Annotated in this window: 14 protein-coding genes; 3 read left to right on the forward strand and 11 right to left on the reverse strand. The window is 36.7% G+C overall.

Annotation, left to right across the window (positions count from 1 at the left end):
• Positions 1–14 precede the first annotated feature (14 nt).
• From radA to ACFFIT_RS01895, 3 genes are all read right to left on the reverse strand, one after another.
• Positions 15–1,391, reverse strand: coding sequence for a DNA repair protein RadA (gene radA / locus ACFFIT_RS01885; protein WP_385875860.1), 1,377 nt, complete (start codon positions 1,389–1,391; stop codon positions 15–17).
• A gap of 48 nt (positions 1,392–1,439) precedes the next feature.
• Positions 1,440–4,310: a valine--tRNA ligase gene (locus ACFFIT_RS01890; protein WP_385875862.1), complete on the reverse strand. Its 2,871-nt coding sequence runs from the start codon at positions 4,308–4,310 to the stop codon at positions 1,440–1,442.
• A 159-nt stretch (positions 4,311–4,469) separates the two neighbouring features.
• Positions 4,470–4,979, reverse strand: a complete 510-nt coding sequence (locus ACFFIT_RS01895; protein ID WP_385875863.1) for a DNA polymerase III subunit chi — start codon at positions 4,977–4,979, stop codon at positions 4,470–4,472.
• A 345-nt stretch (positions 4,980–5,324) separates the two neighbouring features.
• On the opposite strand from ACFFIT_RS01895, the gene ACFFIT_RS01900 reads away from it, so the two are divergent.
• Positions 5,325–8,006 carry a DEAD/DEAH box helicase gene (locus ACFFIT_RS01900; RefSeq protein WP_385875865.1) on the forward strand — a complete coding sequence of 894 codons (2,682 nt, stop codon included), beginning with the start codon at positions 5,325–5,327 and terminating at the stop codon, positions 8,004–8,006.
• 33 nt (positions 8,007–8,039) lie between these two features.
• On the opposite strand, the gene acuI is transcribed toward ACFFIT_RS01900, so the two are convergent.
• The 3 genes from acuI to guaB form a co-directional block, all read right to left on the reverse strand.
• Positions 8,040–9,035: an acrylyl-CoA reductase (NADPH) gene (acuI, locus tag ACFFIT_RS01905; protein WP_385875867.1), complete on the reverse strand. Its 996-nt coding sequence runs from the start codon at positions 9,033–9,035 to the stop codon at positions 8,040–8,042.
• 119 nt (positions 9,036–9,154) lie between these two features.
• The gene (gene guaA / locus ACFFIT_RS01910) at positions 9,155–10,735 is read right to left on the reverse strand and encodes a glutamine-hydrolyzing GMP synthase (protein ID WP_385875869.1); all 1,581 of its coding nucleotides are present in this window, start codon (positions 10,733–10,735) and stop codon (positions 9,155–9,157) included.
• 92 nt (positions 10,736–10,827) lie between these two features.
• The gene (guaB, locus tag ACFFIT_RS01915) at positions 10,828–12,291 is read right to left on the reverse strand and encodes an IMP dehydrogenase (protein WP_385875871.1); all 1,464 of its coding nucleotides are present in this window, start codon (positions 12,289–12,291) and stop codon (positions 10,828–10,830) included.
• 424 nt (positions 12,292–12,715) lie between these two features.
• Here guaB and ACFFIT_RS01920 point away from each other — a divergent pair, with 424 nt between their 5' ends.
• On the forward strand, positions 12,716–13,741 hold the full coding sequence (locus ACFFIT_RS01920) for a Fe(3+) ABC transporter substrate-binding protein (RefSeq protein ID WP_385875908.1): 1,026 nt from the start codon (positions 12,716–12,718) through the stop codon (positions 13,739–13,741).
• A gap of 382 nt (positions 13,742–14,123) precedes the next feature.
• Here ACFFIT_RS01920 and ACFFIT_RS01925 read toward each other — a convergent pair whose 3' ends face one another.
• The 3 genes from ACFFIT_RS01925 to ACFFIT_RS01935 form a co-directional block, all read right to left on the reverse strand.
• A complete protein-coding gene (locus ACFFIT_RS01925) occupies positions 14,124–16,094 on the reverse strand; it encodes a transglycosylase SLT domain-containing protein (protein ID WP_385875872.1) in 1,971 nt (656 codons plus the stop codon).
• Between the two features lie 165 nt (positions 16,095–16,259).
• The gene (locus tag ACFFIT_RS01930; RefSeq protein ID WP_385875874.1) at positions 16,260–17,300 is read right to left on the reverse strand and encodes a heme biosynthesis HemY N-terminal domain-containing protein; all 1,041 of its coding nucleotides are present in this window, start codon (positions 17,298–17,300) and stop codon (positions 16,260–16,262) included.
• 11 nt (positions 17,301–17,311) lie between these two features.
• Entirely contained in the window at positions 17,312–19,072 is a 1,761-nt protein-coding gene (locus ACFFIT_RS01935; RefSeq protein ID WP_385875876.1) for a uroporphyrinogen-III C-methyltransferase, read from the reverse strand.
• Between the two features lie 405 nt (positions 19,073–19,477).
• On the opposite strand from ACFFIT_RS01935, the gene ACFFIT_RS01940 reads away from it, so the two are divergent.
• Positions 19,478–20,740, forward strand: coding sequence for a nucleoside permease (locus ACFFIT_RS01940; RefSeq protein ID WP_385875878.1), 1,263 nt, complete (start codon positions 19,478–19,480; stop codon positions 20,738–20,740).
• A 182-nt stretch (positions 20,741–20,922) separates the two neighbouring features.
• Here ACFFIT_RS01940 and ACFFIT_RS01945 read toward each other — a convergent pair whose 3' ends face one another.
• Both ACFFIT_RS01945 and ACFFIT_RS01950 read right to left on the reverse strand, forming a co-directional pair.
• Positions 20,923–21,747: a sugar phosphate isomerase/epimerase family protein gene (locus ACFFIT_RS01945; RefSeq protein WP_385875880.1), complete on the reverse strand. Its 825-nt coding sequence runs from the start codon at positions 21,745–21,747 to the stop codon at positions 20,923–20,925.
• Positions 21,748–21,922: 175 nt separating this feature from the next.
• Positions 21,923–22,762, reverse strand: coding sequence for a phytanoyl-CoA dioxygenase family protein (locus tag ACFFIT_RS01950; RefSeq protein WP_385875881.1), 840 nt, complete (start codon positions 22,760–22,762; stop codon positions 21,923–21,925).
• Between the last annotated feature and the right edge of the window lie 75 nt (positions 22,763–22,837).

The following is a 22,837-nucleotide window of genomic DNA, read 5'->3' on the forward strand; positions in this document are numbered from 1 at the left end:
ATTTTGCTAAAAACTTATAGATCGTGAAAGATTGTTAACGCATCAGATAATTTTTTGACACCAAACACTTGCATATCACTAGGTGGTTTTTTAGGCAAATTGCCATAAGGAACTATTGCTCTTTTAAAACCATGCTTAGCCGCTTCAACGATCCGTTCTTGGCCACTAGGTACAGGGCGAATTTCACCTGCAAGTCCAACTTCTCCGAATACCACCACATCACGTGGAAGTGGTTTATTCCTAAAACTAGAGACTAAAGACATCAAAAGTGCTAAATCAGCACTGGTTTCAGTCACTTTGACACCACCGACTACGTTGACAAATACATCTTGATCGCCCATTAACAATCCGCCATGCCGATGTAACACAGCCAATAAAATAGCCAGTCGATTTTGCTCCAATCCAACCGCTACACGTCTAGGGTTACCCATCAACGAATGATCTACCAACGCTTGTATTTCTACAAGTAAAGGCCTTGTACCTTCCCAGACCACCATAACAGAACTTCCTGAAGTCAGTTCCTCTCCACGACTTAGAAAAATCGCGGAAGGATTACTGACTTCTCTAAGCCCCTGCTCTGTCATGGCAAAAACGCCTAGTTCATTTACAGCGCCAAAACGATTCTTATGGCTTCGAAGCGTTCTAAATCGGGAATCACCGTCACCATCTAATAAAATAGAGCAGTCAATGCAGTGTTCTAATACTTTGGGGCCGGCAAGAGAACCATCTTTAGTAACATGTCCAACCATAATAATAGCAACGCCTCTAGTTTTAGCAAAACGAGTAAGATAAGCGGCTGTTTCGCGTACTTGAGAGACGCTACCAGGCGAGGATTGAATATCGGCCATGTGCATCACTTGGATAGAATCTATAACCATTAAAGAAGGGTTTTCAGCTTCTGCATGCAGGCAAATCTGCTCTATACTTGTCTCTGACAACATGAATAGATTATCTGCAGGTAAATGGAGTCTATTTGCTCGCATTGCTACCTGTTGAAGAGATTCCTCTCCAGTAACATAAAGAGTTTTCATGCGAGTGGCGAGTTTAACTAAAGTCTGTAGCAATAAAGTACTTTTGCCTGCACCAGGGTTTCCACCAATTAATATAGCGCTTCCAGGTACAACTCCCCCACCAAGTACTCGGTCAAATTCATTAAACCCAGTAGAAAATCGAGGCAACGCTTCCAGAGAAATTTCACTGAGCTTTTGAACTTTACTAGCACCATCAAGTCCAGCATATCCAGTTCGATGGTTGCTAACAGCTGTACGCGAGGCTAGTCTGACTTCTGTGATGGTATTCCATGCATGGCAGGCAGTACACTGTCCTTGCCATCTTGGATAATCAGCTCCACAATCGTTACAAACAAATGCCCTTTTAGTTCCCTTAGCCATACTTTTGGTGCTCACATAAATTACTTGTATCAATCGCTAAAAATGACATTATAACGCGCTGATAATGTCCTTTTGTTGCTCGAGTTTTACAATATTCTCTTCTATCTCAGCTAAACGCTCTCTCTCTTTTTGAACAACTGCAGCAGGAGCTCTATCAACAAAACCAGGATTATCTAGTTTTTGAGCAATAGTAGTTTTTTCACTCTCTAATTTAGCAATCTCTTTATCTAGGCGCGCAATTTCAACTGTTTTATCGATAAAATCAGCCATAGGGACAAAAAGTTCACTGCGTCCAACCAATTTAGTTACTGACATAGGCGTTGTTTCATTTGACGCAAGAACCCTGATGTCCGTTAAATTGGCCAGTTTAATAATGAACGTCAGATTATCAGCGATACGGCGTTCAACATCGCTATCTTGTGTCCTGACCAATACTTCAAGCCCTAAGCTAGGTTTAATGTTTTTCTCTGCGCGGATATTACGAATGGCAATAATCGCCTCTTTAATCCATTCAATATCACTCATCGCTAATTCATCATGAGCGGTTTGAACATATGTAGGATAAGGGGCTAGCATTAAAGTAGGTAAATCAATCCCTTTAAGTGGCTTGACTCTTTGCCATATAGTTTCTGTCATAAAAGGAATCACTGGATGGGCGAGACGCAATAATTTTTCTAACACATCGATGAGGGTAAAACGCGTAGCAAGTTGTTCTACTTCAGTACCTTGGTTAAATACAGGCTTAGTCAATTCAAGATACCAGTCACACAACTGATTCCACGTAAACTCATAAATCTGATTAGCTGCCATATCAAAACGGTAAGTATCAAATGCTTCTTTAACGATTTTAACTGTTTGATTAAATTCGCTTTGAATCCATCTGTCAGCAAGCGAATAAGGAAGCAACTTGATTTCATTTTCTGTTAACCCTTCACCACAAGATTGACCTTCAGCATTCATGATAACAAAGCGGCTCGCATTCCAAAGTTTGTTACAAAAGTTTCTATAGCCTTGTAAACGTTTCATATCCCAATTGATATCGCGTCCAGTGGAGGCTAAAGCGGCCAGAGTGAACCGTAAAGCATCCGTTCCATGTGGCTCAATCCCTTCTGGAAATTGCTTTTGTGTGCGTTTTGCAATTTTTTCCGCTAATTGCGGTTGCATCATATTGCCAGTTCTTTTTTCTAGTAATTCCTCAAGTGAAATGCCATCTATCATATCTAAAGGATCTATAACGTTCCCTTTAGATTTAGACATTTTTTGTCCTTCTTCATCACGAATTAATCCATGAATATAAACAGTTTTGAAGGGAACTTGTGGCTTACCTTGATCGTCTTTAACAAAATGGAGTGTCATCATGATCATTCTAGCAATCCAAAAGAAAATGATATCAAACCCACTGACTAAAACACTTGTAGGATGGAACTGTTTTAAAGCATCCGTATTTTCAGGCCAGCCTAGGGTTGAGAAAGTCCAAAGTGCAGAAGAGAACCAAGTATCCAACACATCTTCATCTTGTCTCAAAGCTATTTCTTGATTCAATCCATGCTTCGTTCTAACTTCTTCTTCGGTTCTACCCACATAAACATTTCCGGCATCATCATACCAAGCGGGAATTCTATGTCCCCACCAGAGTTGTCTGGAAATACACCAATCTTGCACATCACGCATCCATGCGAAGTACATATTTTCGTATTGTTTAGGCACAAAATTTATGTCACCATTTTCCACCGCTTCAACAGCTGCTTTAGCAAGAGGTGCTGTTTTAACATACCACTGATCGGTAAGCATAGGCTCAATAACCACGCCACCTCTATCACCGTAAGGAATGACAAGATCATGAGGTTTGATTTCTTCTAAAAGCCCCGCCTCATCAAAAGCTGCAACGATAGCTTTACGTGCAGCGAAACGTTCCATACCTTTAAAAGCCTCTGGAATCGTATTAGGATAAGCGATGCTTGGTTGACCATGGGTGTCAAATACTTCTGCCGTTTCTCGCACATTTCCATCTAAGCTAAGCATATTTATCATCGGCAATTGATGACGCTTACCTACTTCATAGTCATTAAAATCATGCGCAGGCGTAATTTTCACGCAACCCGTACCTTTTGTCATATCCGCATGCTCATCAGCTACAATAGGAATTTTTCTGTCAATAAAAGGAAGGATTACGTGCTTACCAATTAAGTGTTGGTATCTAGGATCTTCTGGATTAACAGCAACACCAGTATCACCAATAAAGGTTTCTGGTCTAGTTGTGGCAACAACAATATAATCGAGACCATCTAATGTTTTAGCGCTATCGGCTAATGGATAACGTATATGCCATAGTGAACCTTTAGACTCCCTATTTTCAACTTCTAAGTCTGAAATAGCTGTCCTGAGTTTAGGATCCCAGTTTACAAGTCTTTTACCACGATAGATTAAACCCTCTTCATGTAAACGAACAAATACTTCTTTAACCGCATTTGAAAGACCATCATCCATGGTGAATCGTTCACGAGTCCAATCAACTGAATTACCCATTCTACGCATTTGTTCTGTGATGGTACCACCTGATTCGGCTTTCCACTCCCAGATTTTTTGAATAAATGCTTCACGTCCATAGTCATGACGTGTTTTAGACTCTTCTGCAGCGATTTTCCTTTCCACCACCATCTGTGTTGCAATTCCAGCATGATCGGTACCTACTTGCCACAAGGTATTTTTTCCTTGCATTCTTTGATATCGAGTCAAAATATCCATAATGGTTTGCTGGAACGCATGCCCCATATGTAAACTTCCCGTGACATTTGGAGGTGGGATCATAATACAATAGCTCTCTTTAGAGCTATCGCCATTAGGTTTAAAATAACCTGCTTTTTCCCAATTATCATAAAGTGATTGTTCTATATCTTTAGGGCTATATGTTTTATCCATTGTTAAATCTCATTATCTATCATGTAGTTAAAAAAGAGGGAAATGTTCCTTCAGTCCATATTAATCAAATCATTGTACAGTAAATTCTTCATCTGAACTCTTTATAAAGAGCCATGTTATGAGACTCCTACTGTCACCTTTGAGGGAAAGTTCTTGAAGCTAATCCTGAGTATTCGCCAAAAATTTTTCAGGCAAAGGCCCAGTTTTTAAATGAAATCCCATTTCACGAAATTGCTTATACCTAATCCTGGCCACTTCTTTTTCTTGTTCAATGGCAGGGACAAAATCAATCACAGAATTAAAAAATGTTGTGACATCAGAAAATTCATCGGCCAGATAAATAAGAATATCTCTACTATCTAAACTCCTATGCCCTGGCCAACCGATTTGAATTAATGTCGTGTGATTTTTGCTCTTTGAAACCAGATCATGAGCAATAAATCGTTCTGGTTGATAAGCCCACAAAGCTTCATCTATTCGCTCAGCATGCATCTCATTTTCGCAAAAAATCAACACTTTTTTACGCGTTTGAAAATAACGAACAGCCAACCAGCACGCTAGCTGTTCTCTTTGCGTGAGTTTAACTTGTTTATTTTGCTGCCAAAGGTCTTGAGAAGCATCGAAATTAGGTTCTATCTCAGTTAAAAGATAAAAAAAAGCTTGTTTCATAGTTTACTGATTCATTTTATAAAAAATTCCCTTGTTGAAGGGGTATTCATTAGCGAAATAATCCTTCTATAATAACGTAAAAAGAACATGTTTGCAGAAAATTTCACATTTAAAACGTTAAAAACTTATTCTCGCAAAGAAAATTACCGACAATTTATTTCATTCCTTACTTATTTTTTCTTAACATTTTTATAATTTGCTCACGAAAAATTAACTTAAATCACATTTTCATTCTTTTTCTATTTTTTATGGATTCAAGCCTTTAAAAATTACTCGATTTAAATTAGACTAGCTCGTTTACAATTTATTAAAATAGTTATTAGCCAATTGATTGGAATAGATACAATGCTAGAGAGTGAGAATTTAACTACAATCCGCTTTATTTGGGCATTTACTGAAAAATTCGATTTATGCGGTAAAATCCAAAAACAAACTCACCGTGATTGGACGTTAGGAAGAAAAGTCAACATCCACACCCTTCATAAGAATTACGGGCATATTATAAGCGATCATGACAAAACCATCGCGAATTACTTAATTCAAACATTTGCCCATGAAAAAGAAACATTTAGGCTTAACTCGACTTTACTCGCCCTTTTACACTCAGCACATAATCTTTTTAGTGATGAAGGCTATCCTATCACCCTTACATTACATCCTATATTATTAACCTTTGAACCTTTTGAAACAGATAAAGTACATATTGAAAAATACCCTGATGAAAAAAGTTCAGCATATGTTGATGAACAAAAATTATTAAGAAAGCATACAGATAATGTTTATCTATTTGAATCGCACAGCCATGAAACCTCCCGTTTTTTAAACATGCTGAAGAAAGTCCCTATCATCTCAGCAAAAGTTACTGAATCTTTAATAGAAAAAATCAATAATCGCATCAGTTGGTATAATTATATTAACGATACATCTAATATAGAGATTGTTACTTTTGAACCTTTTGCCCATGTTTGGCTAAAATTTGAAAAAGAGGTTTTAATTCTTGCCATCACTCACCAGACTGAAGATAACTCACTTCAAGTACCGAGTGCTTTTGGAGATAAATGGTACTATATGGGGCAAGATCGTTGGGTCAAAAGAGATATTGAGCAAGAGAAATCTATCGTAGAAGATTTGCTAAACATACTTGAAATAAAAAATTTTAATGAAAATCAAGAGTATATAATTCCACTCCTTGATGCAGAAACGACGGTAAGACGACTCGAATCAGTATCAAATATTAAACTGCACTGGTTGAAAGATCAGCACCGTATAATTAAAGTCGATATTAAAGACTTAGCTTTTGAGTTTAAATCGGTGGGAAGCGTATTAAAATTAGATGCTGAATTTGTTATTGATGGGGAAGAAATCATCACTTTGCAGCAGATGTTGCAAGCGAGAAGGCTAGGCTATATAGCTCTTGGTGAGGGGGAAAGTCGTTTACAGTTTACTCAATCACTAAAGCACCAGCTTGCCGTATTGTCTCACCTTGTGAATGAAAATGGGGAAGTAAGGCAGGATTTTTCACCTATCAGTGGACAACTAGATGATGTGATTAAAGCTATTGATAATACCGATTGGCAAAATAAAATGTCTCAATGGCAAGAACCTTTATTAATCGATAATGAAAAACTCAGTATGTTGAGACCTTACCAAAAAGAAGGGGTTAAATGGGCAATAAACCTCATTCATCATGGATTTGGTGCTTGTCTTGCAGATGATATGGGATTAGGTAAGACGCTACAGGCATTGAAGGTGATTGAGCATTTTTCTAACAAAGGCCCCTCATTGGTGGTTTGCCCTAAATCTGTTTTATATAATTGGAAAAATGAAACCCTAAAATTTACTCCTACGATAGAAGTCACAATTTTTGAAATGGCTGATGACAAAGACGCTCTTCTTCAAGGGTTGTATTCAAAGCCCAATCGCCTACTGATTATTGGGTATAGTCAATTAGCCCTCTTTCAAACAAGTTTACAAACTATAAATTGGCAGATGATAGTCATCGATGAGGCTCAACAAATAAAAAATCCCTCTAGCCAACGTACTAAGGCTCTTTTATCTTTACCTAGTAATGGAAAACTGGCACTATCTGGCACTCCTGTTGAAAATAATTTATTAGATATTTGGAGTTTATTTCATTTCTTAAATCCTTCTCTACTCGGATCCTTAGGTGAATTCAGAGAGCATTTTACAAGAGTTAATAAAGAGGAAGACCCTATTACTGAGCTTCGTTTTTTAGTCACCCCCTTTATATTAAGACGCCTTAAAAAAGAAGTATTAGAAGAATTACCTGAAAAAATAGAGATCAACCATGATATTGAATTATCTTCAGCAGAAAGAGCTGCTTATGAAGCGGTTCGCTTGGATATATTGAATAAAAAAAGGCACATGCCGATTGAAATATTGGCAGGGATCACCCGATTACGGCAAATATGTAGTGATGCAAGCTTAGTTTTTGATAATATTACTGAGCCTAGCAGTAAACTGTTAAAAGCCCTTGAGATCATAAAAGATGCGTTAGCGGGGGGGCACAAAATATTAGTATTTAGCCAATTTGTAGGCTTATTACATCATCTAGATAGATTACTTGCTGATTCATCAATTAATTTTAGTTATCTAGATGGTCAAACCCCTTTAAAGCATAGAGAAGAACAAATTAAAGCCTTCAAAGACGACAAAGCAGATGTTTTTTTGATTAGTCTCAAAGCAGGAGGGACAGGCTTAAATCTAACTGAGGCTGATACTGTTATACATTTAGATCCTTGGTGGAATCCTGCCGTTGAAGATCAGGCAAGTGATAGAGCCTATAGGATTGGACAAACACAAACTGTAACAGTTTATCGTTTAATTGCAAAAGATACGATTGAAGAATATATCATTGAATTACATCACGCCAAAAGAGAACTGGCCTTACAGGTACTCGATAACAAAGAAACAAGTACAAATGAGGAATTTGACCCAGCTTTTTTACTTTCGCTATTAAACCGTGAAGAGTTTGATAATCGCACCAAGATGACTATAGTCAATTAAAAACAAGGTATGTAACTTATTTATGTTAATTATTTAGTGTCTATTTTCTCTAAGTATATTAACATAAAGACGGCCTCTAATATTGCCTCCGATAAGTTGATGCGCTTTGTCAATGACCTCTTCTAAAGTTATTTCTTTGCAAATAGGTGTTAAGTCTTCTTTAGTCAAAAGACTTTCAAGTATTGACCATGCATATACCCTCTGCTCATAACTTCGCATGACACTGTCTATGCCTAATAATCCAACTCCTCTTATAATAAAGGGAGCAACAGAGGCATTAAAATCTAAACCTACTGCCATACCACAAGAAGCGACGGCTCCGCTATACTTAAGAGCAGCACAAATATTGACTAGTACATTGCCACCCAGATTATCTATTGCACCAGCAAATCTTTCTTTTTGCAAAGGTTTACCCGCTGCAATTAAAGAGTCAGTTTCTATGATTTCACTCGCACCAAGTTTTTTCAAATATTCCTCTTCCTCAATCCTTCTAGTTGCTGCAACCACATAAAAACCTAATTTAGTTAATAAACGTATTGCAAAGCTTCCTACTCCCCCATTCGAACCTGTAACTAAAATGGGACCTTTATCAGGCGTTATACCATATTTTTGCAAAGCAATAATAGCTAACATTGCTGTATATCCAGCAGTACCAATCATCATAGTGTCTTTAGGAGTAAATTTAGTAGGTAGATGAATTACTTGTTCTGCTGGTACTTGTGCATGTGTTGCAAGCCCCCCCATAATTTTTTCCCCTAATCCGAAACCATTGGCGACAACCAAATCTCCTTGTTGGAATCTAGGGTGAAGGCTCTCCAGCACTTCTCCTGCAAAATCAATACCTGGAATCATTGGGTAGGTTTTAATAATAGGTGATTTATTTGTGATGGCTAGGGCATCTTTATAATTTAAGGTGGAGTAATGAATAAGTATTTTTAATTCATTAGGGGCTAGGCGTGTTTCTTCAAATTCTTGTATGCTAGCGGAGTGAGTTCCTTGTAATTTTTCAATCATGAGCGCTTTTATCATAATCGCAACCTTTAAAAATTCGGAACAAATAGAAAGGGATAGTCATTAGTTCCGTTGTTTAGCCTTCATTTTTTATATACAAAGCTAAACAACAGGATATTATTCTAATTATGTACTTCCTATTCCCATTCAATTGTTGCAGGTGGTTTACCACTGATATCATAGACCACTCTAGATATGCCTTCTACCTCATTGATAATCCGGTTAGAGACTTTACCTAGAAAATCATAAGGTAAATGCGCCCAACGGGCGGTCATAAAATCAATCGTTTCTACGGCCCTTAAAGAAACAACCCAATCATAGCGTCGCCCGTCGCCCATAACACCGACAGAACGCACAGGTAAAAATACGGTAAAAGCTTGGCTCACTTGATGATATAACGAAGCATTATAAAGCTCTTCAATAAAAATAGCGTCGGCTTTTCGTAAAATATCACAATAAGATTTTTTAATTTCACCAAGAACTCGAACGCCCAAACCTGGACCAGGAAAAGGATGGCGATAAAGCATATCATAAGGAAGTCCTAGTGTGAGGCCTAATTTACGTACTTCATCTTTAAATAGCTCTTTTAGTGGCTCGACCAAACCTAACTTCATATCTTCAGGTAGCCCACCCACATTATGGTGGGATTTAATCAGATGCGCCTTACCTGTTTTCGCCGCTGCAGATTCAATAATATCAGGATATATGGTACCTTGGGCGAGCCATTTTACCTGATTTTGTTTAGCGGCTTCTTCATCAAAAACAGCTACAAATTCTCTTCCAATTATTTTTCGCTTAGCTTCAGGATCTACTTCTCCTTTTAATGCATCAAGAAAACGAGTTTCCGCATTGACATGAATAATATTCAGTCCAAATTTTTGTCCAAACATTTCCATCACTTGCTCAGCTTCATTCAATCTCAATAACCCATGATCGATAAACACACAAGTCAGTCGACTACCGATAGCTCGATGCAATAATAAAGCAGTCACAGAAGAGTCAACCCCTCCCGATAATCCAAGAATCACTTCATCAGTTTCACCGATTTGTTTTTTTAATTTAAGTACCGCATCTTCGATTATATTTTCAGGTGTCCAAGAGGATTGGCAACCGCAGATCTCATGGACAAAACGTTCAATAATAACAAACCCTTGTTTTGAATGCGTGACTTCTGGATGAAATTGTAGTCCATAAAAATGACGATCCACATTTTGCATCATAGCAAATGAACAGCTATCAGTTTTAGCAACTATTTCAAAGTCTTTGGGTAGTTGAGTCACTTTATCCCCATGGCTCATCCACACATCAAGTTTTGGTTCAGTACTGGTTTCATCATCATTTAGCGCATCTATTAATGGGCTCTTGCTTAAAACATTGACTTGTGCATAGCCATACTCGCGTTTATCAGACCCACTCACTGCACCACCTAATTGAACTGCCATGGTTTGCATTCCATAGCAAATACCTAGCACTGGAACGCCTGCGTGGAATACATAATCTGGCGCTCTTGGGCTGCCTGCTTGTGTTGTACTTTCTGGTGAGCCTGATAAAATAATTCCTTTTGGAGCGAATGCTTTAATATCATCTTCATTGACATCATAGGCCCATAATTCACAATAGACACCCGCTTCTCTTACTCGTCTTGCGAGTAACTGGGTGTATTGAGAACCAAAATCTAGAATAAGAATTTTATCTTTGTGGATATTTACTGTGCTCATGATTTTTCCTAACTGAATGGTAAATGTTGACTTAAAATAGTGAATAACTGGAAAGAGAAAGGGTCAAATGGTTAACATTTGACCCTTATTAACTAACCCATTCTGTAATTTGGTGATTCTTTGGTAATGGTTACGTCATGTACATGACTTTCTTGGATGCCAGCACCACTGATTCTGACAAATTGCGCTTTCGTTCTTAATTCATCAATCGTTGCACATCCAGTGAGCCCCATACAAGAGCGCAGCCCCCCCATTTGCTGATGGATGATCGCTTTTAGGTATCCTTTATAAGGGACCCGACCTTCAATTCCTTCTGGAACCAATTTATCAGCCGCATTATCAGTTTGGAAATACCTATCTGATGATCCTTTAGACATTGCTCCTAATGATCCCATGCCACGATAAGATTTAAATGAACGACCTTGATAAAGTTCAATCTCACCAGGTGCTTCATCAGTTCCAGCAAATAAAGATCCCACCATAACACAAGATGCACCTGCAGCTAGAGCTTTAGCGATATCCCCTGAGAAACGTATACCTCCATCAGCAATCACTGGAATATTACGTTCTTTTAGTGCTTCAGCGGCATCTGCGATAGCCGTAATTTGTGGTACTCCTACACCTGTTACGATACGAGTTGTACAAATAGATCCTGGACCAATCCCTACTTTAACAGCGCTTGCTCCTGCATCTGCAATTGCAATTGCACCTTCAGCAGTTGCGACATTTCCGCCGATAATTGCCAAATCGGGATATTTAGCGCGTGTTGCTCTAATTCTTTGTAGTACTCCTTCGGAATGACCATGTGACGAGTCTATCAAAAGGACATCAACCCCTGCATTGACTAAAGCTTCAATTCGCTCTTCATTGCCTTCACCAGCACCTACGGCAGCTCCTACTCTTAAACGGCCTAGCTCATCTTTACATGCATTAGGTTTTTGTTCTGCTTTTTGGAAATCTTTAACAGTGATCATACCTAAAAGATGATACTCATCATCTATGACCAGGGCTTTTTCTACACGACGTTCATGCATTTTTTGGAATATTTCATCACGAGAAGCATTCTCTTTGACAGTGACTAACCGGTCTTTAGGAGTCATTACTGCTGTAACAGGTTGATTTAAATCAACAACAAAGCGTACATCCCTACCGGTTATTATTCCAATCAGCTGATTATTTTCATCAACTACGGGATATCCTGCAAAGCCATTTTTTTCAGTTAAGGCTTTAACTTCTTGCAAGGTAGTTTTTGGAGAAACAGTTTGAGGAGAAGTAACAACACCACTTTCATAACGTTTAACTTTTTGTACTTCTAACGCTTGGCGTTCAATGGACATATTTTTATGGATAAAACCAATTCCCCCTTCTTGTGCAAGGGCGATTGCTAAAGCAGATTCAGTCACAGTATCCATAGCAGCTGACAATAAAGGAATACTGAGTTGAATTGTTGACGTAAGGGAAGTTGATAGATTTGCAGTATTTGGAAGAACAGTCGAATGCGCAGGCACTAACAGAACATCATCGAAAGTGAGCGCTTCTTTTATGATTCGAAGCATAGCAATATTACCTAAATTAAGAGAGGAAAAATAAGTCATGACATCGAGTGATCTAAGAACTAAATGAAAACATCAATACGAGTCACTATGTAATACTAGAAAATATTGCCGAGAGATTTTACAGCAAAATCTTCTTTTGCTCCACATTTTTATTTGTTTTTTTATTTTTTTATTTATCACACTGAAATTAATAAGTATTTTAATTTGATCATGTGCAAACATAGATATTACATTAGCCATTATTTGGTAAGACTTAAAAATTACAAAATTCAGGAAAAAATTCTTGAATTATAGTCCTTTTTACTTTAATCTAAATGAGAATTATTCTCATAGTGAGAATGTGTTTCATTCACATAACTCTTTTATCTACAACTTTGCAATGATAACCCCAAGGAATCTACCCAATATGGCAAATTTCAAAAAAATGGCTTGTTTCAAAAAAGCGTCAATAGCTGCATCGATTTTATTACTATCACAGCAAGTATTTGCTGGTGATTCAGTGACTATTTACACAACAAGAGAACCTAAGTTAATTGAGCCTATTCTTGAGAGTTTTACTGAACAAAGTGGCATTAAAGTAAACTCCATCTTTGTCAAAGAGGGTTTATTAGAAAGAGTTAAAGCTGAGGGCACTACGTCACCTGCTGATATTTTAATGACTGTTGATATTGGAAATTTAGTAGATCTAGTTGAAGCTGGACTAACCCAACCTATTGATTCAGAAGAATTAAAAAAACATATTCCTGAAAACTTGCGCGACCCTAATGGTAACTGGTTTGCTTTATCTTTACGTGACAGAGTACTTTACGCTGCTAGTGATATGTCTATAGACTCTTTTAGTTATGAAGATTTAGCTAAGCCTGAATTTAAAGGTCGTGTCTGTATTCGTTCTGGTCAACATCCTTATAATATTGGTCTAATCGCAGCAATGATTGAACATAACGGTCCAGAAAAAACTGAGCAATGGCTAAGAGATGTAAAAAATAATCTTGCACGTAAAGCCACTGGTGGGGACAGAGATGTTGCTCGTGATATTTTAGGTGGGATCTGTGACTTAGGGTTAGCGAATGCTTACTACGTCGGAAAAATGAAAAACGCTGATGCAGGATCAGAAGAACGTCAATGGGGTGATGCCATTAAAGTGATTCGCCCGAGTTTTAGCCAATCACCTAATCAAGGGACCCATGTCAACATCAGTGGTGCGGGTATTGCGCTTAATGCAAAAGAGAAAGAAAATGCAATCAAATTAATGGAGTACCTGGTTTCAGAAAAAGCACAGTCTTTGTATGCTAAATCAAATTATGAATACCCTGTAAGAAAAGGTGTGGAGCTTGACCCTATCGTGGCAAGTTTTGGTCAACTCAATATTGATGCAATCTCTCTTACTGATATAGCAAAACATCGTGAAGAAGCCAGTAAACTAGTTGATAAAGTAGGATTTGACAACTGATTTGATGGAGATCAACGATGTCTCAGTAGCTTTAAGTTAGCTAACATTTAAGTTACTGATTTCCATTTTAAGATTTATCTCCTCATTTTCTTGGGCTCTAAAATTTATTGAGCCCTTTATCTATTTATTATGTTTAGCTCCGGCCATTTATTCAGTACTGCTTTAGTATCAGAGCTGCATATAATCTTATGTGATGCATATCTACTGTGACACATATAGCCTAAGTTTGAGTGAGTAATCTCACTCATTTTTTTCACTTTATATACCTAATGGCAATCACGATGCAGGTTTTGCTGATACTGAACGCTCACAGCATGGGCATTAGGATGATATCCGCTCATGCAACTTGAAGTAACTTTAGTATATGGCTATCTGTATTGTTTTAGTACATCATTTGCCATTCATCCTCAGTCAATATATGAGGATTAGTAGGTATATTTAGCCCTTGTTTAGTTAGGATATATTGATAGTAAAAATCAAACGCTAATACATTTTTAACATATTGTCGAGTTTCTGGATAAGAAATCGCTTCAATAAATTGGACACTATCCACTTGGCTTTGAGTGCGGTTAAGCCAAAAAGCTACTCTTGCTTTACCTGCATTATAAGCGGCTGTTGCAAAAATACGGTTATTATCATAATCAAGCAAACGATCATTTAGGTAATTCACCCCAATTTGAATATTCATTAAGGGGTTAAGAAGATCTTTATCTGATTGATAATTCAATATATCGTGCTCTTTTGCCACTTGCTTTGCTGTTGCTGGCATAACCTGCATTAATCCTTTAGCTCCTGCAGGAGATATAACATCGAATGACCATGCACTTTCTTGTCTAGCAATCGCGAGTGCATAACTGAGTGTGACTTCTTTAGTGTTTACATGCTGTTTAAAAGTATCAAGGTAAGCAGTTGGAAACCTCAGTTCAATAGAATCCCAAAGTTTACCGTCAATAGTTGCGCTAACTGCAAGCTCAGCCCACCCCCTATCTATAGCATATTGTGCCAGTCCTATTTGCCCTGTTTTATCTGTATTGAGTGTTCCAAATCGCCACTCCCTTCTCGCAGGTCCTAACTGACCAAGCGCCATAAATTCTGAAACTCGCTCAATGATTTTTTTATCATGTGCAGAAAGGACAACCTTGTTAGTTTGAGGTACTTTCAACTCATAAGGCACATTTAGAGTCTGAGCAGCTACCATAGGGTAAAAACCTCTACCATCTATTAGCTTCAATAACAGTTCATTCGCTTGTTCAGTTTTATCGTCTTTTAATAGAAGTCTTGCTTGCCAATACATCCATGTATCTTCTTGTTTAGCTTCTTGGGAAAGCTGTTCAATACCTAAACGGATTGTGTCCCAATCATTTTCCCTTAGTGCAATCCGGATACGATAAGCAATCAATTCATCATTGTTTGTTTTTTGAAATAAATCCTCTCTTAACGCACGTTCCTCTTTTGAAGGATTGTTGAGAAAAAGAAGTTGTTTTAAAAGAATATCGCTAAGTAATTTCCTTTGATCGTCATTAAGCGCCTGTGCTTTTGCAAAACTATCCTGTAACGCTATTGCTGAGCTCAGATAATACTTTGCATGATATGTGAATGCATGCAAGGCAATTTTTTGCGTAACTTTTGTGAACGGTTTGTCTATCAATGGCATAATATCCTTTGAATTTTTTAGCCATGCCAAAAGCGCACTTTCTTGCTCTCGAATTTCAGGAGATAACTGCTTTACTAAATAATTGGCTAATTGCATATTGTTTCCATTAATAGCTAAAACTGCTCTTTCTAAAAGCGCATTGTCTTTATCTACTTGCGTTAAGTAATATTCAACAATGCTATCACAACGTTTAGGTAAACTCCTCTCACTAAGCCACAGAGTTGATAATGTTTTAAGATCAATATTGATACCATTATTCAATGCGCTTTGGTGTAAGATACATTGATTTTCAATTGATAAAGCGTCATAGCTCATTTCAATGCTTGTTCGGAGTAATTCAATAGAAGTCCACGCATCTGTAACAGCCCATTTTTGTAAAAAAGAGGCAATTAAACTTTCATTTACAGCAGATTTGGGCTCTGTTTGAATAAAATGAATGACTTCTTCTACAGAAATATCTTCTAGATGTTCGAGCATTAACCGATATTCTGCATACCTATGAAGCGGATACCCCTTAAGGCCAATGAGCTCAGTTTGGTTTTCTTTGAGCGAAGTTGTGGTCAAATTGGCTAAAAAATGTTGATAAATCTCTCTTTGTAAAACTGAAGCAAAAACAGAAGTTGAATTCAAGGTGAAATATAAAAGAAAGCCAATTAAGATAAAAGATAAATTATAAGAGGAGTTTTTTTTAAAAAGCACAGGAGTATCTCAACCTTTGGGTTAATAATTATCCTTACTCCCTCTCATTTAATCTCAAAGGGAGTAAGATCAATCGACTCTTTTGTCAGCTGTAAATTGGATTAAAGACAGATCATTCAAAACAAGCTTTATAATTTGAGTTTCACCTCTGTCTTAAAATTTTTATTAGATGGATTTATTCTCAATTTTATAAGAGATAAATAACTTAGCCTGATTGACAGTGTCAATATCGCTTAATTTATTTTCCCATTTTTTTAGACGTTTATTCATAGACTGCCAGTCAAGCGAATCAAAACGTTCTAGTAATCTTAATAATTCAGAGGAAATATGCTGCTTGATAAAAATTTGATAATACTCAGTCGCCTTTCCTATATCTCCCTCATTCAAGAATGTTTCAACAAGAATAGATTGGATTAAAGCATCTTTTTTGTCTATGCGAGGTAAAGATTCCCACCATTTGACTAGACCATCAACGCTTTCTTCTTTGATGATTCTTAGCATTAATCCATGGTAGCTCTCTTTTTTAAATTCTTCAATTTGAGTGTATGAATAGACCCCTTGCTTAGACAAAGTAGGCAGTAATTGAATAAGTGCACTATAAGCCTTAGAGCCTAAATAAATTTGTGCAGACAGTTTAAGAACTTCTGGATGTATCGGTTTAGAGATTCGCAAACGTTCAATTCTCACTGTTGCTGTATTAAAATCCCCTTTTTCAATCAGTAATCTAATCTGAGTTAAATCCAAGGCTAACTCATTATCAAATTGTCCTGCTGAAGCTAAGACTAAATAGTGCTGACTACCATCAAAATTACCCTGTTTTTGGGCTATTTCAGCGGCTAATAGGTAATTTAACGCAGGGAATTGAGCATGCTTAGCTCCTTTAATTAAAGCTTTTTCAGCCAATTTTAAATCGCCTTCTAGAAATTTCATCAACGCAAGCTGAGTTTGATTTTCTGACGCTCTTTTTTTACGAGTAGAAAACCAACCAGAAACACTTTTAGTTTTCAAAAAGACTCTTTTTAAGATCGCCATAATAAACCAATAAATCAACAATAACGCCAATAGCATAACGATAAGAACTGTTACAGTTGTCTCAATTTCATAGCCAGACATTTGTATAAACACAACACCCTGCTGCTCAATTAAAAACGGCCCTAATCCCAAAGCAACCAATCCAATAATAAAGATTATAAGCAATTTAATCATTATGACCGCCTTTATAAATTATTGTTTGAAGTGTCTAAAGGAGTTTTGGTATCGTCTTGGTACATTTTTTCAGCCAGTGAATCTCTAGTTATTGTGTCAGTATCAGAATTTCTATTAACGTCAGTTTTAGAAGTCTCTGCTGAATCAGAGTCACTTGAAGAACCTATGATAGGTCGATTATCCTCCTTAGGAAGAACCCACTTTAATACTCTTTCATTCACGAGCCGCTCTAAGGGTTCTCGAGAGACAAAGGAATTTGGGAGAGATAAAGTCAATTGCTGAGCTTTAAGCGAGTTTAATTCCATCAGAAAATGCTGAGTCAGAGGATCTTCGCTATCAAAAAAATCGGTAACATTTAAAATAATGTCTTCAATCGTTTCTTTATAAACAGACGCTTGCTGTCTTGAAACAGATTGAGTCGCAAGAAATAGTCTTGCTCGAATATTTTCTTTTAGATATATGGCTTGTTCTGGGCTTAATATCACATTTCCTTGACTGTCCACTCGTCTGATCTTAATAAAATCCTGAGAAAAATCTTGCAGGCTAGCCAAAAAGTTCTGGCGCCAATCCCCTACATTTGCTGAAATTTCTGACATTTGTGCCTCAGATGTTGTTGGTCGCCTAAATTCAGGTTTAAGAACCAGCTTGTCAACACTTCTTGTAAGAGCGCTTAATTTTGACACAATACCATCAACATCAGGAGGATTAATAGCAGCTAAGGTTGCTATATCAGAAGATATTGCCTCTCTGATTGGAACTAAACTACTATCATTCATCTGCGCTAAGCTATTATCAGCGGTTTTTAAAAGCGTCATAGCCGTGAGGATATCTTTCTCAGCCCACAGACGTCTTGCCGCCATTTTTACGTAAAAGTCAGCTTGAGAAATTAACCAATCGGAATTATCTTGTGTAGCCAATCGGTTTACTTTTTGCTCTAAAGCCGCTAGCCTAGATTGTGCTGTTTCTTGTTCTAAAGAAAATGTTTTTAAAGCCTTTTGCTGAGATTCACTAAACAAATCCAATGATTGATTCATTTGGGTATTTAATAGCGTAATTTTATTGATTTCACTCTCTTTTTTATCTTGTTGTTGCACAAATTGATTTTGAAGAAGTGCTATTTCTTGTTGCAATTGAGTCTGATTGTTTTCAATATTTGCTAAGATAGCCGCTTTGTTTATCTCTGTTTGCTTTTGAAAATAGATAAAGTTGCCACCCACAGAAGCTGCAGCAATAACAATAGATAAAAGCGACAAATATAATGGACTTTTAGAAGTCTTATTCATAGGCGTTGAGTTCCTATCTAAATCATTTAAATTAACAAAATCTTTTTTAATGTTTTGGTTCCTAGATGTTTTATACTTTTCATTACCTGAAAACATTGTGTTATCAAGTGTTGTATCATCGGATTTATCATCGTGAGTGAAGTCATCACTGTTCAGAGTTTTTTCAATATTAGAAGGAACTTGAGTGTTGTTGGAATCCATATGATCGCTATTTATCGTTTGCGTTGATATATTTTCTTTTTTAGATAATGTGATATCTTTAGAATCCATGGCATTTAAAGTCTCTTCAGCTTTACTATTGAATATTTGATTACTTTTATCATCAATCTCATCTCTTCTATCGACTTCTTTGCTATCTAATTGACTAGACGCTTCAGAATCTTTTGTATGTTCTTGAGAAATCTCAGAATGAGTATTATTCTCTATAGTACCTTGAGAGAGAAAATTCTGGTGTTCAGTATTTTCCAATTTTTCCTTATTATCTCCCATCACACTCACCTTTGTTGTAAATACGCATTTAATAATTAACTTTATGTTCCTACCTTAGATTATCATTTTCAACACATAATAGAAATAGCGAATTTAGATTTGGACTTGAATTTGCATTAATTTGGGGTCATTGAAGGTGCTTTTTCAGTTTAAGCTATCTTCTTCTGAATAAAAGATCTTGCTTATTCCAAAAGAATAATCATACGAAGAGTTGTATTCGGATGTTACTTTATGCATAAATGAAAAAAAGGTCTACCCAGCATCGTGACGGTTAACTCACTATATTAAATTCGACAATTGTGAATAAGATCACGACAGTTTTTACCTTTCTGCTCTTAATTCAATTTATTATATAGACATTGAAGCAACTTAACTATATATACAAAAACTTAATTAAGGTCACCGATGAATATCAAACTCAAACTTAAAGTCATTTTATTTTTACAATTCTTTGTCTGGGGAAGTTGGTTAATTAGTTTGGGCGGGTACATGTCTGCTACGTTGAATTTCAATGGACTTCAAATTGGCGCCGTTTATGGTTCGTTGGGACTTTCTTCATTATTAATGCCTAGTCTTCTAGGAATAGTCGCCGATAAGTGGATTCCAGCCAATAGGCTTTATATTTTTTGCCAGCTTTTTGGTGCCATAATGCTGGCTTTAGCCGCAACAGCAACAACACCTGGAGCCATGTTTCTGTTCATTTTACTCCACTGCTTAGCGTTTATGCCTACAATAGCTATGAGTAATGCAATAAGCTATTTTGCGCTCGAGAAAGAAGGATACGATGTTCTATCCACTTTTCCTAAAATTAGAATCTGGGGCACAATTGGATTTATTTTCGCCATGTGGACCATCAGTTTCCTTAAACTTGAATTAAGTCACAAACAATTACTTATCTCTTCAGGTGCTGCCGTACTTTTAAGCATTGTTGCTCTCATTCTACCTAAGATCCCTGTCGAAAAAGCACAAATAAATAAAGGGTTGGCTAGTTTATTGGGCTTAGATGCCTTTAAACTTTTAAAACAACCAAAATTAGCTGTTTTTTTTATTTTTACTATTTTTCTTGGCGCAATTTTGCAGATCAATATTAATTTTTCAAGTGCATTTATCCAAGATTTTAAACAGTACCCAGAGTATTCTGAAAGTTTCGTCGTGCTATACCCTTCTTTTTTATTATCATTGTCGCAAATAGCTGAAGTGTTTTTTATTTTATGTGTACCATTTTTTATGCGTAAATTTGGCATTAAATACGTGATGCTGATCAGTATGCTAGCATGGGGATTAAGATTTGGACTATTTGCAATAGGTGATCCGAGTGTCATTGGTTCCCTCTTATTAGTACTTTCAATGGTCATTTATGGTTGTGCTTTTGATTTTTACAATATTTCAGGAGGTCTTTTTATTGAAAAATCAGTACCCTCAAACATTAGAAATAGGGCACAAGGGCTATTTCTCACTATGAGTGGAGGTATAGGTGCTTATATGGGAGCGATTAGTAGTGGGTTAGTTGTCGACTTGTTTACTAACACTGATAACATCAAGGATTGGCAAGCAATATGGCTCACTTTTGCCGCGTATTCAGTTCTACTTGCACTGATTTTCTTTTTTGTCTTTAAAGAGAGTTCTAGTGAAGAATCTTCCTTGAATAAGCAAGCAAAAACAGCCTAAACTCATACGCAGCCCATTAACTTGAAGAAACTAACTAACCACAATGGGCAGCTAAACAGCTTTTATTTTAATTACTCTTCTCTTGCCATTCACTTATTTGAAATTAAGCATTAGTGCAACCATGTGACAAGTTCAGAAATTAGCAAAAAAAGAGTTTTTATTTGTTAATTTAATATCTTGCTTTAATTAAGTTGATATCTTGCTTTAAGTAGTCGCATCATTTCAACATTTTGCTGCCACTGACAAACAACTGGCATAAGTGTATGTGGCAAACATGGCATGTAGGGTGCTGGACCAAATTCAGGGGTAAATGTGACAGGTCCTGATGTTTCTGAAATTAAATTATCCACTATTTTATCCCACCAACTCAGATGTTGTAATAGTGCTAATTCATTCTCTTTGGCTAAAAAATCATTCACCTGAGGGCCTTGGCTATAGCCGACTCTTGCATGGGTATGGCGGATAAATGGAATGATGGAATTGATCATTTCACTTTGATCTTCTAGTAAGGATTCACATACACAGCACCAGTGTGAAAAATCTGCAGTTAATTTTAATGTTGGGAATTTAGCCAAATAGGGTAATAATAATTTCGGATGAGCATTAAATCTACTCCTATGAATCTCATGAACAATTTCAACACCTGATTTGGCAGCAATATCTTCTGCAGTTTCTATTAATTCTACATTTTGTTCAAAATCATAAAAATCTTTACCAGTCTGAGTATTAATTTTTAATGGTTTGTAACGACAGGCTTCGGTTAGGACTTTTATCATCGTTTTTTTATGGGTTTCAAAATCGGCATCAAATGCAGTTAACCACTGCTGTGCTATCAACTTTAAATTTTTACTTTCTAATAACTCTAACTGACATTCAATCTCCGAATCTGTTCCCAATAAAGCCATTTCAACGCCATCAAAACCAACTTCTAAAGCGTTGGAAATAAATGTATCAAAACTTGAGGTATTTCCCCATATTGGAGCAAAAAATAAAATTTCTTGTGGCATAGGAATCCTATAATAAAAAATAAAAAAAAATGAAATTGATAACAACCAACGCGATAATTTAGCAAAATTAATGGTAAATGCCCTTGCCTAAACAGCTATTTATCAAAAATAAAATGCCTAGACTAACTAGGCATTTTATTTTAAAAAAGTATCCATTAGTCAGGTGTTTTGCCAACTAAATGAAACCTCTTGCTGGAAATTCAGGTGTTCTTTGAATCCAATTTTTCTCAGAGTATTTGGTTTTACCGTCAGTCACATGTAAGGTATACGCGTGACGTGATATTGGAGAACGATTTGGAGCACTATAATGAGGCAAAAGCCCATGAAAACAGACTAAACTACCTGCTTTAACTTCTAAAGGTACCGCTGTGGAATCATCAGGCCAAGGCGTATCATCTAATTTATCAACCCAAATTTTATTCCCTTCTCTTTTAAACAATTCCCGAAGCGGTGATCTATGCCCACCTGGCTCAGCCCAAAGACAACCATTTTCCTTGGTTGCATCTTCAAGCGCGAACCAAAAAGTCGTTACACTTATAGGGTCACTATCAAAATAGGTCGCATCTTGGTGCCATCTGACTTCACCACCAATACCTGGTTGTTTAAAAATATACATTGACTGCCAAATTTGTGGTTGACTTAATCCAAGTTGTTTTGCAACCGTATCTAATTCTTTTGTTCGAGAGAATGCTTCAAACACTGGTTCAATATCGTGCATAGCATGGCCAATTTTATTTATTGATAACTCTTTAGCTTGCTTAAGTTCACCATTGTCATTAAAAGCTTCCTCTTCAAAAAAGCACGTGACTGTATTGGCAGAATTTAAAAAATGATTTGTAATGTTATTTTCCTGATTCTGTGTGGTAAAAATCGCTTTAGAAGTATTAGGGTCAAATTCATCAACAATTTTTAATGCTCTTTGCCTTAATGCTGCTATTTCTTCCTTAGTTTTAAAATTAGGAATAATGATATATCCCTCTTTCTGATACTGAGCAATTTGACTTTCTGTTAGCATAAGAACTCCATTGAACGAGTGAATAGACTATTATTAAAACAGCCTAGGTTGATTAAATCAATAATTAGTAGAACT

The organism is Thorsellia kenyensis (genome assembly GCF_042432445.1).
GTDB classification, from domain to species: domain Bacteria; phylum Pseudomonadota; class Gammaproteobacteria; order Enterobacterales; family Thorselliaceae; genus Thorsellia; species Thorsellia kenyensis.

What these genes read in the sequence shown, in the direction of transcription:
- radA (WP_385875860.1), bottom strand. Translation starts at nt 1,391, where the DNA reads ATGGCTAAGGGAACTAAAAGGGCATTTGTTTGTAACGATTGTGGAGCT.
- ACFFIT_RS01930 (WP_385875874.1), bottom strand. Translation starts at nt 17,300, where the DNA reads ATGATTAAATTGCTTATAATCTTTATTATTGGATTGGTTGCTTTGGGA.
- ACFFIT_RS01945 (WP_385875880.1), bottom strand. Translation starts at nt 21,747, where the DNA reads ATGCCACAAGAAATTTTATTTTTTGCTCCAATATGGGGAAATACCTCA.
- ACFFIT_RS01935 (WP_385875876.1), bottom strand. Translation starts at nt 19,072, where the DNA reads ATGGGAGATAATAAGGAAAAATTGGAAAATACTGAACACCAGAATTTT.
- guaA (WP_385875869.1), bottom strand. Translation starts at nt 10,735, where the DNA reads ATGAGCACAGTAAATATCCACAAAGATAAAATTCTTATTCTAGATTTT.
- guaB (WP_385875871.1), bottom strand. Translation starts at nt 12,291, where the DNA reads ATGCTTCGAATCATAAAAGAAGCGCTCACTTTCGATGATGTTCTGTTA.
- ACFFIT_RS01890 (WP_385875862.1), bottom strand. Translation starts at nt 4,310, where the DNA reads ATGGATAAAACATATAGCCCTAAAGATATAGAACAATCACTTTATGAT.
- ACFFIT_RS01900 (WP_385875865.1), top strand. Translation starts at nt 5,325, where the DNA reads ATGCTAGAGAGTGAGAATTTAACTACAATCCGCTTTATTTGGGCATTT.
- ACFFIT_RS01950 (WP_385875881.1), bottom strand. Translation starts at nt 22,762, where the DNA reads ATGCTAACAGAAAGTCAAATTGCTCAGTATCAGAAAGAGGGATATATC.
- ACFFIT_RS01920 (WP_385875908.1), top strand. Translation starts at nt 12,716, where the DNA reads ATGGCTTGTTTCAAAAAAGCGTCAATAGCTGCATCGATTTTATTACTA.
- acuI (WP_385875867.1), bottom strand. Translation starts at nt 9,035, where the DNA reads ATGATAAAAGCGCTCATGATTGAAAAATTACAAGGAACTCACTCCGCT.
- ACFFIT_RS01940 (WP_385875878.1), top strand. Translation starts at nt 19,478, where the DNA reads ATGAATATCAAACTCAAACTTAAAGTCATTTTATTTTTACAATTCTTT.
- ACFFIT_RS01895 (WP_385875863.1), bottom strand. Translation starts at nt 4,979, where the DNA reads ATGAAACAAGCTTTTTTTTATCTTTTAACTGAGATAGAACCTAATTTC.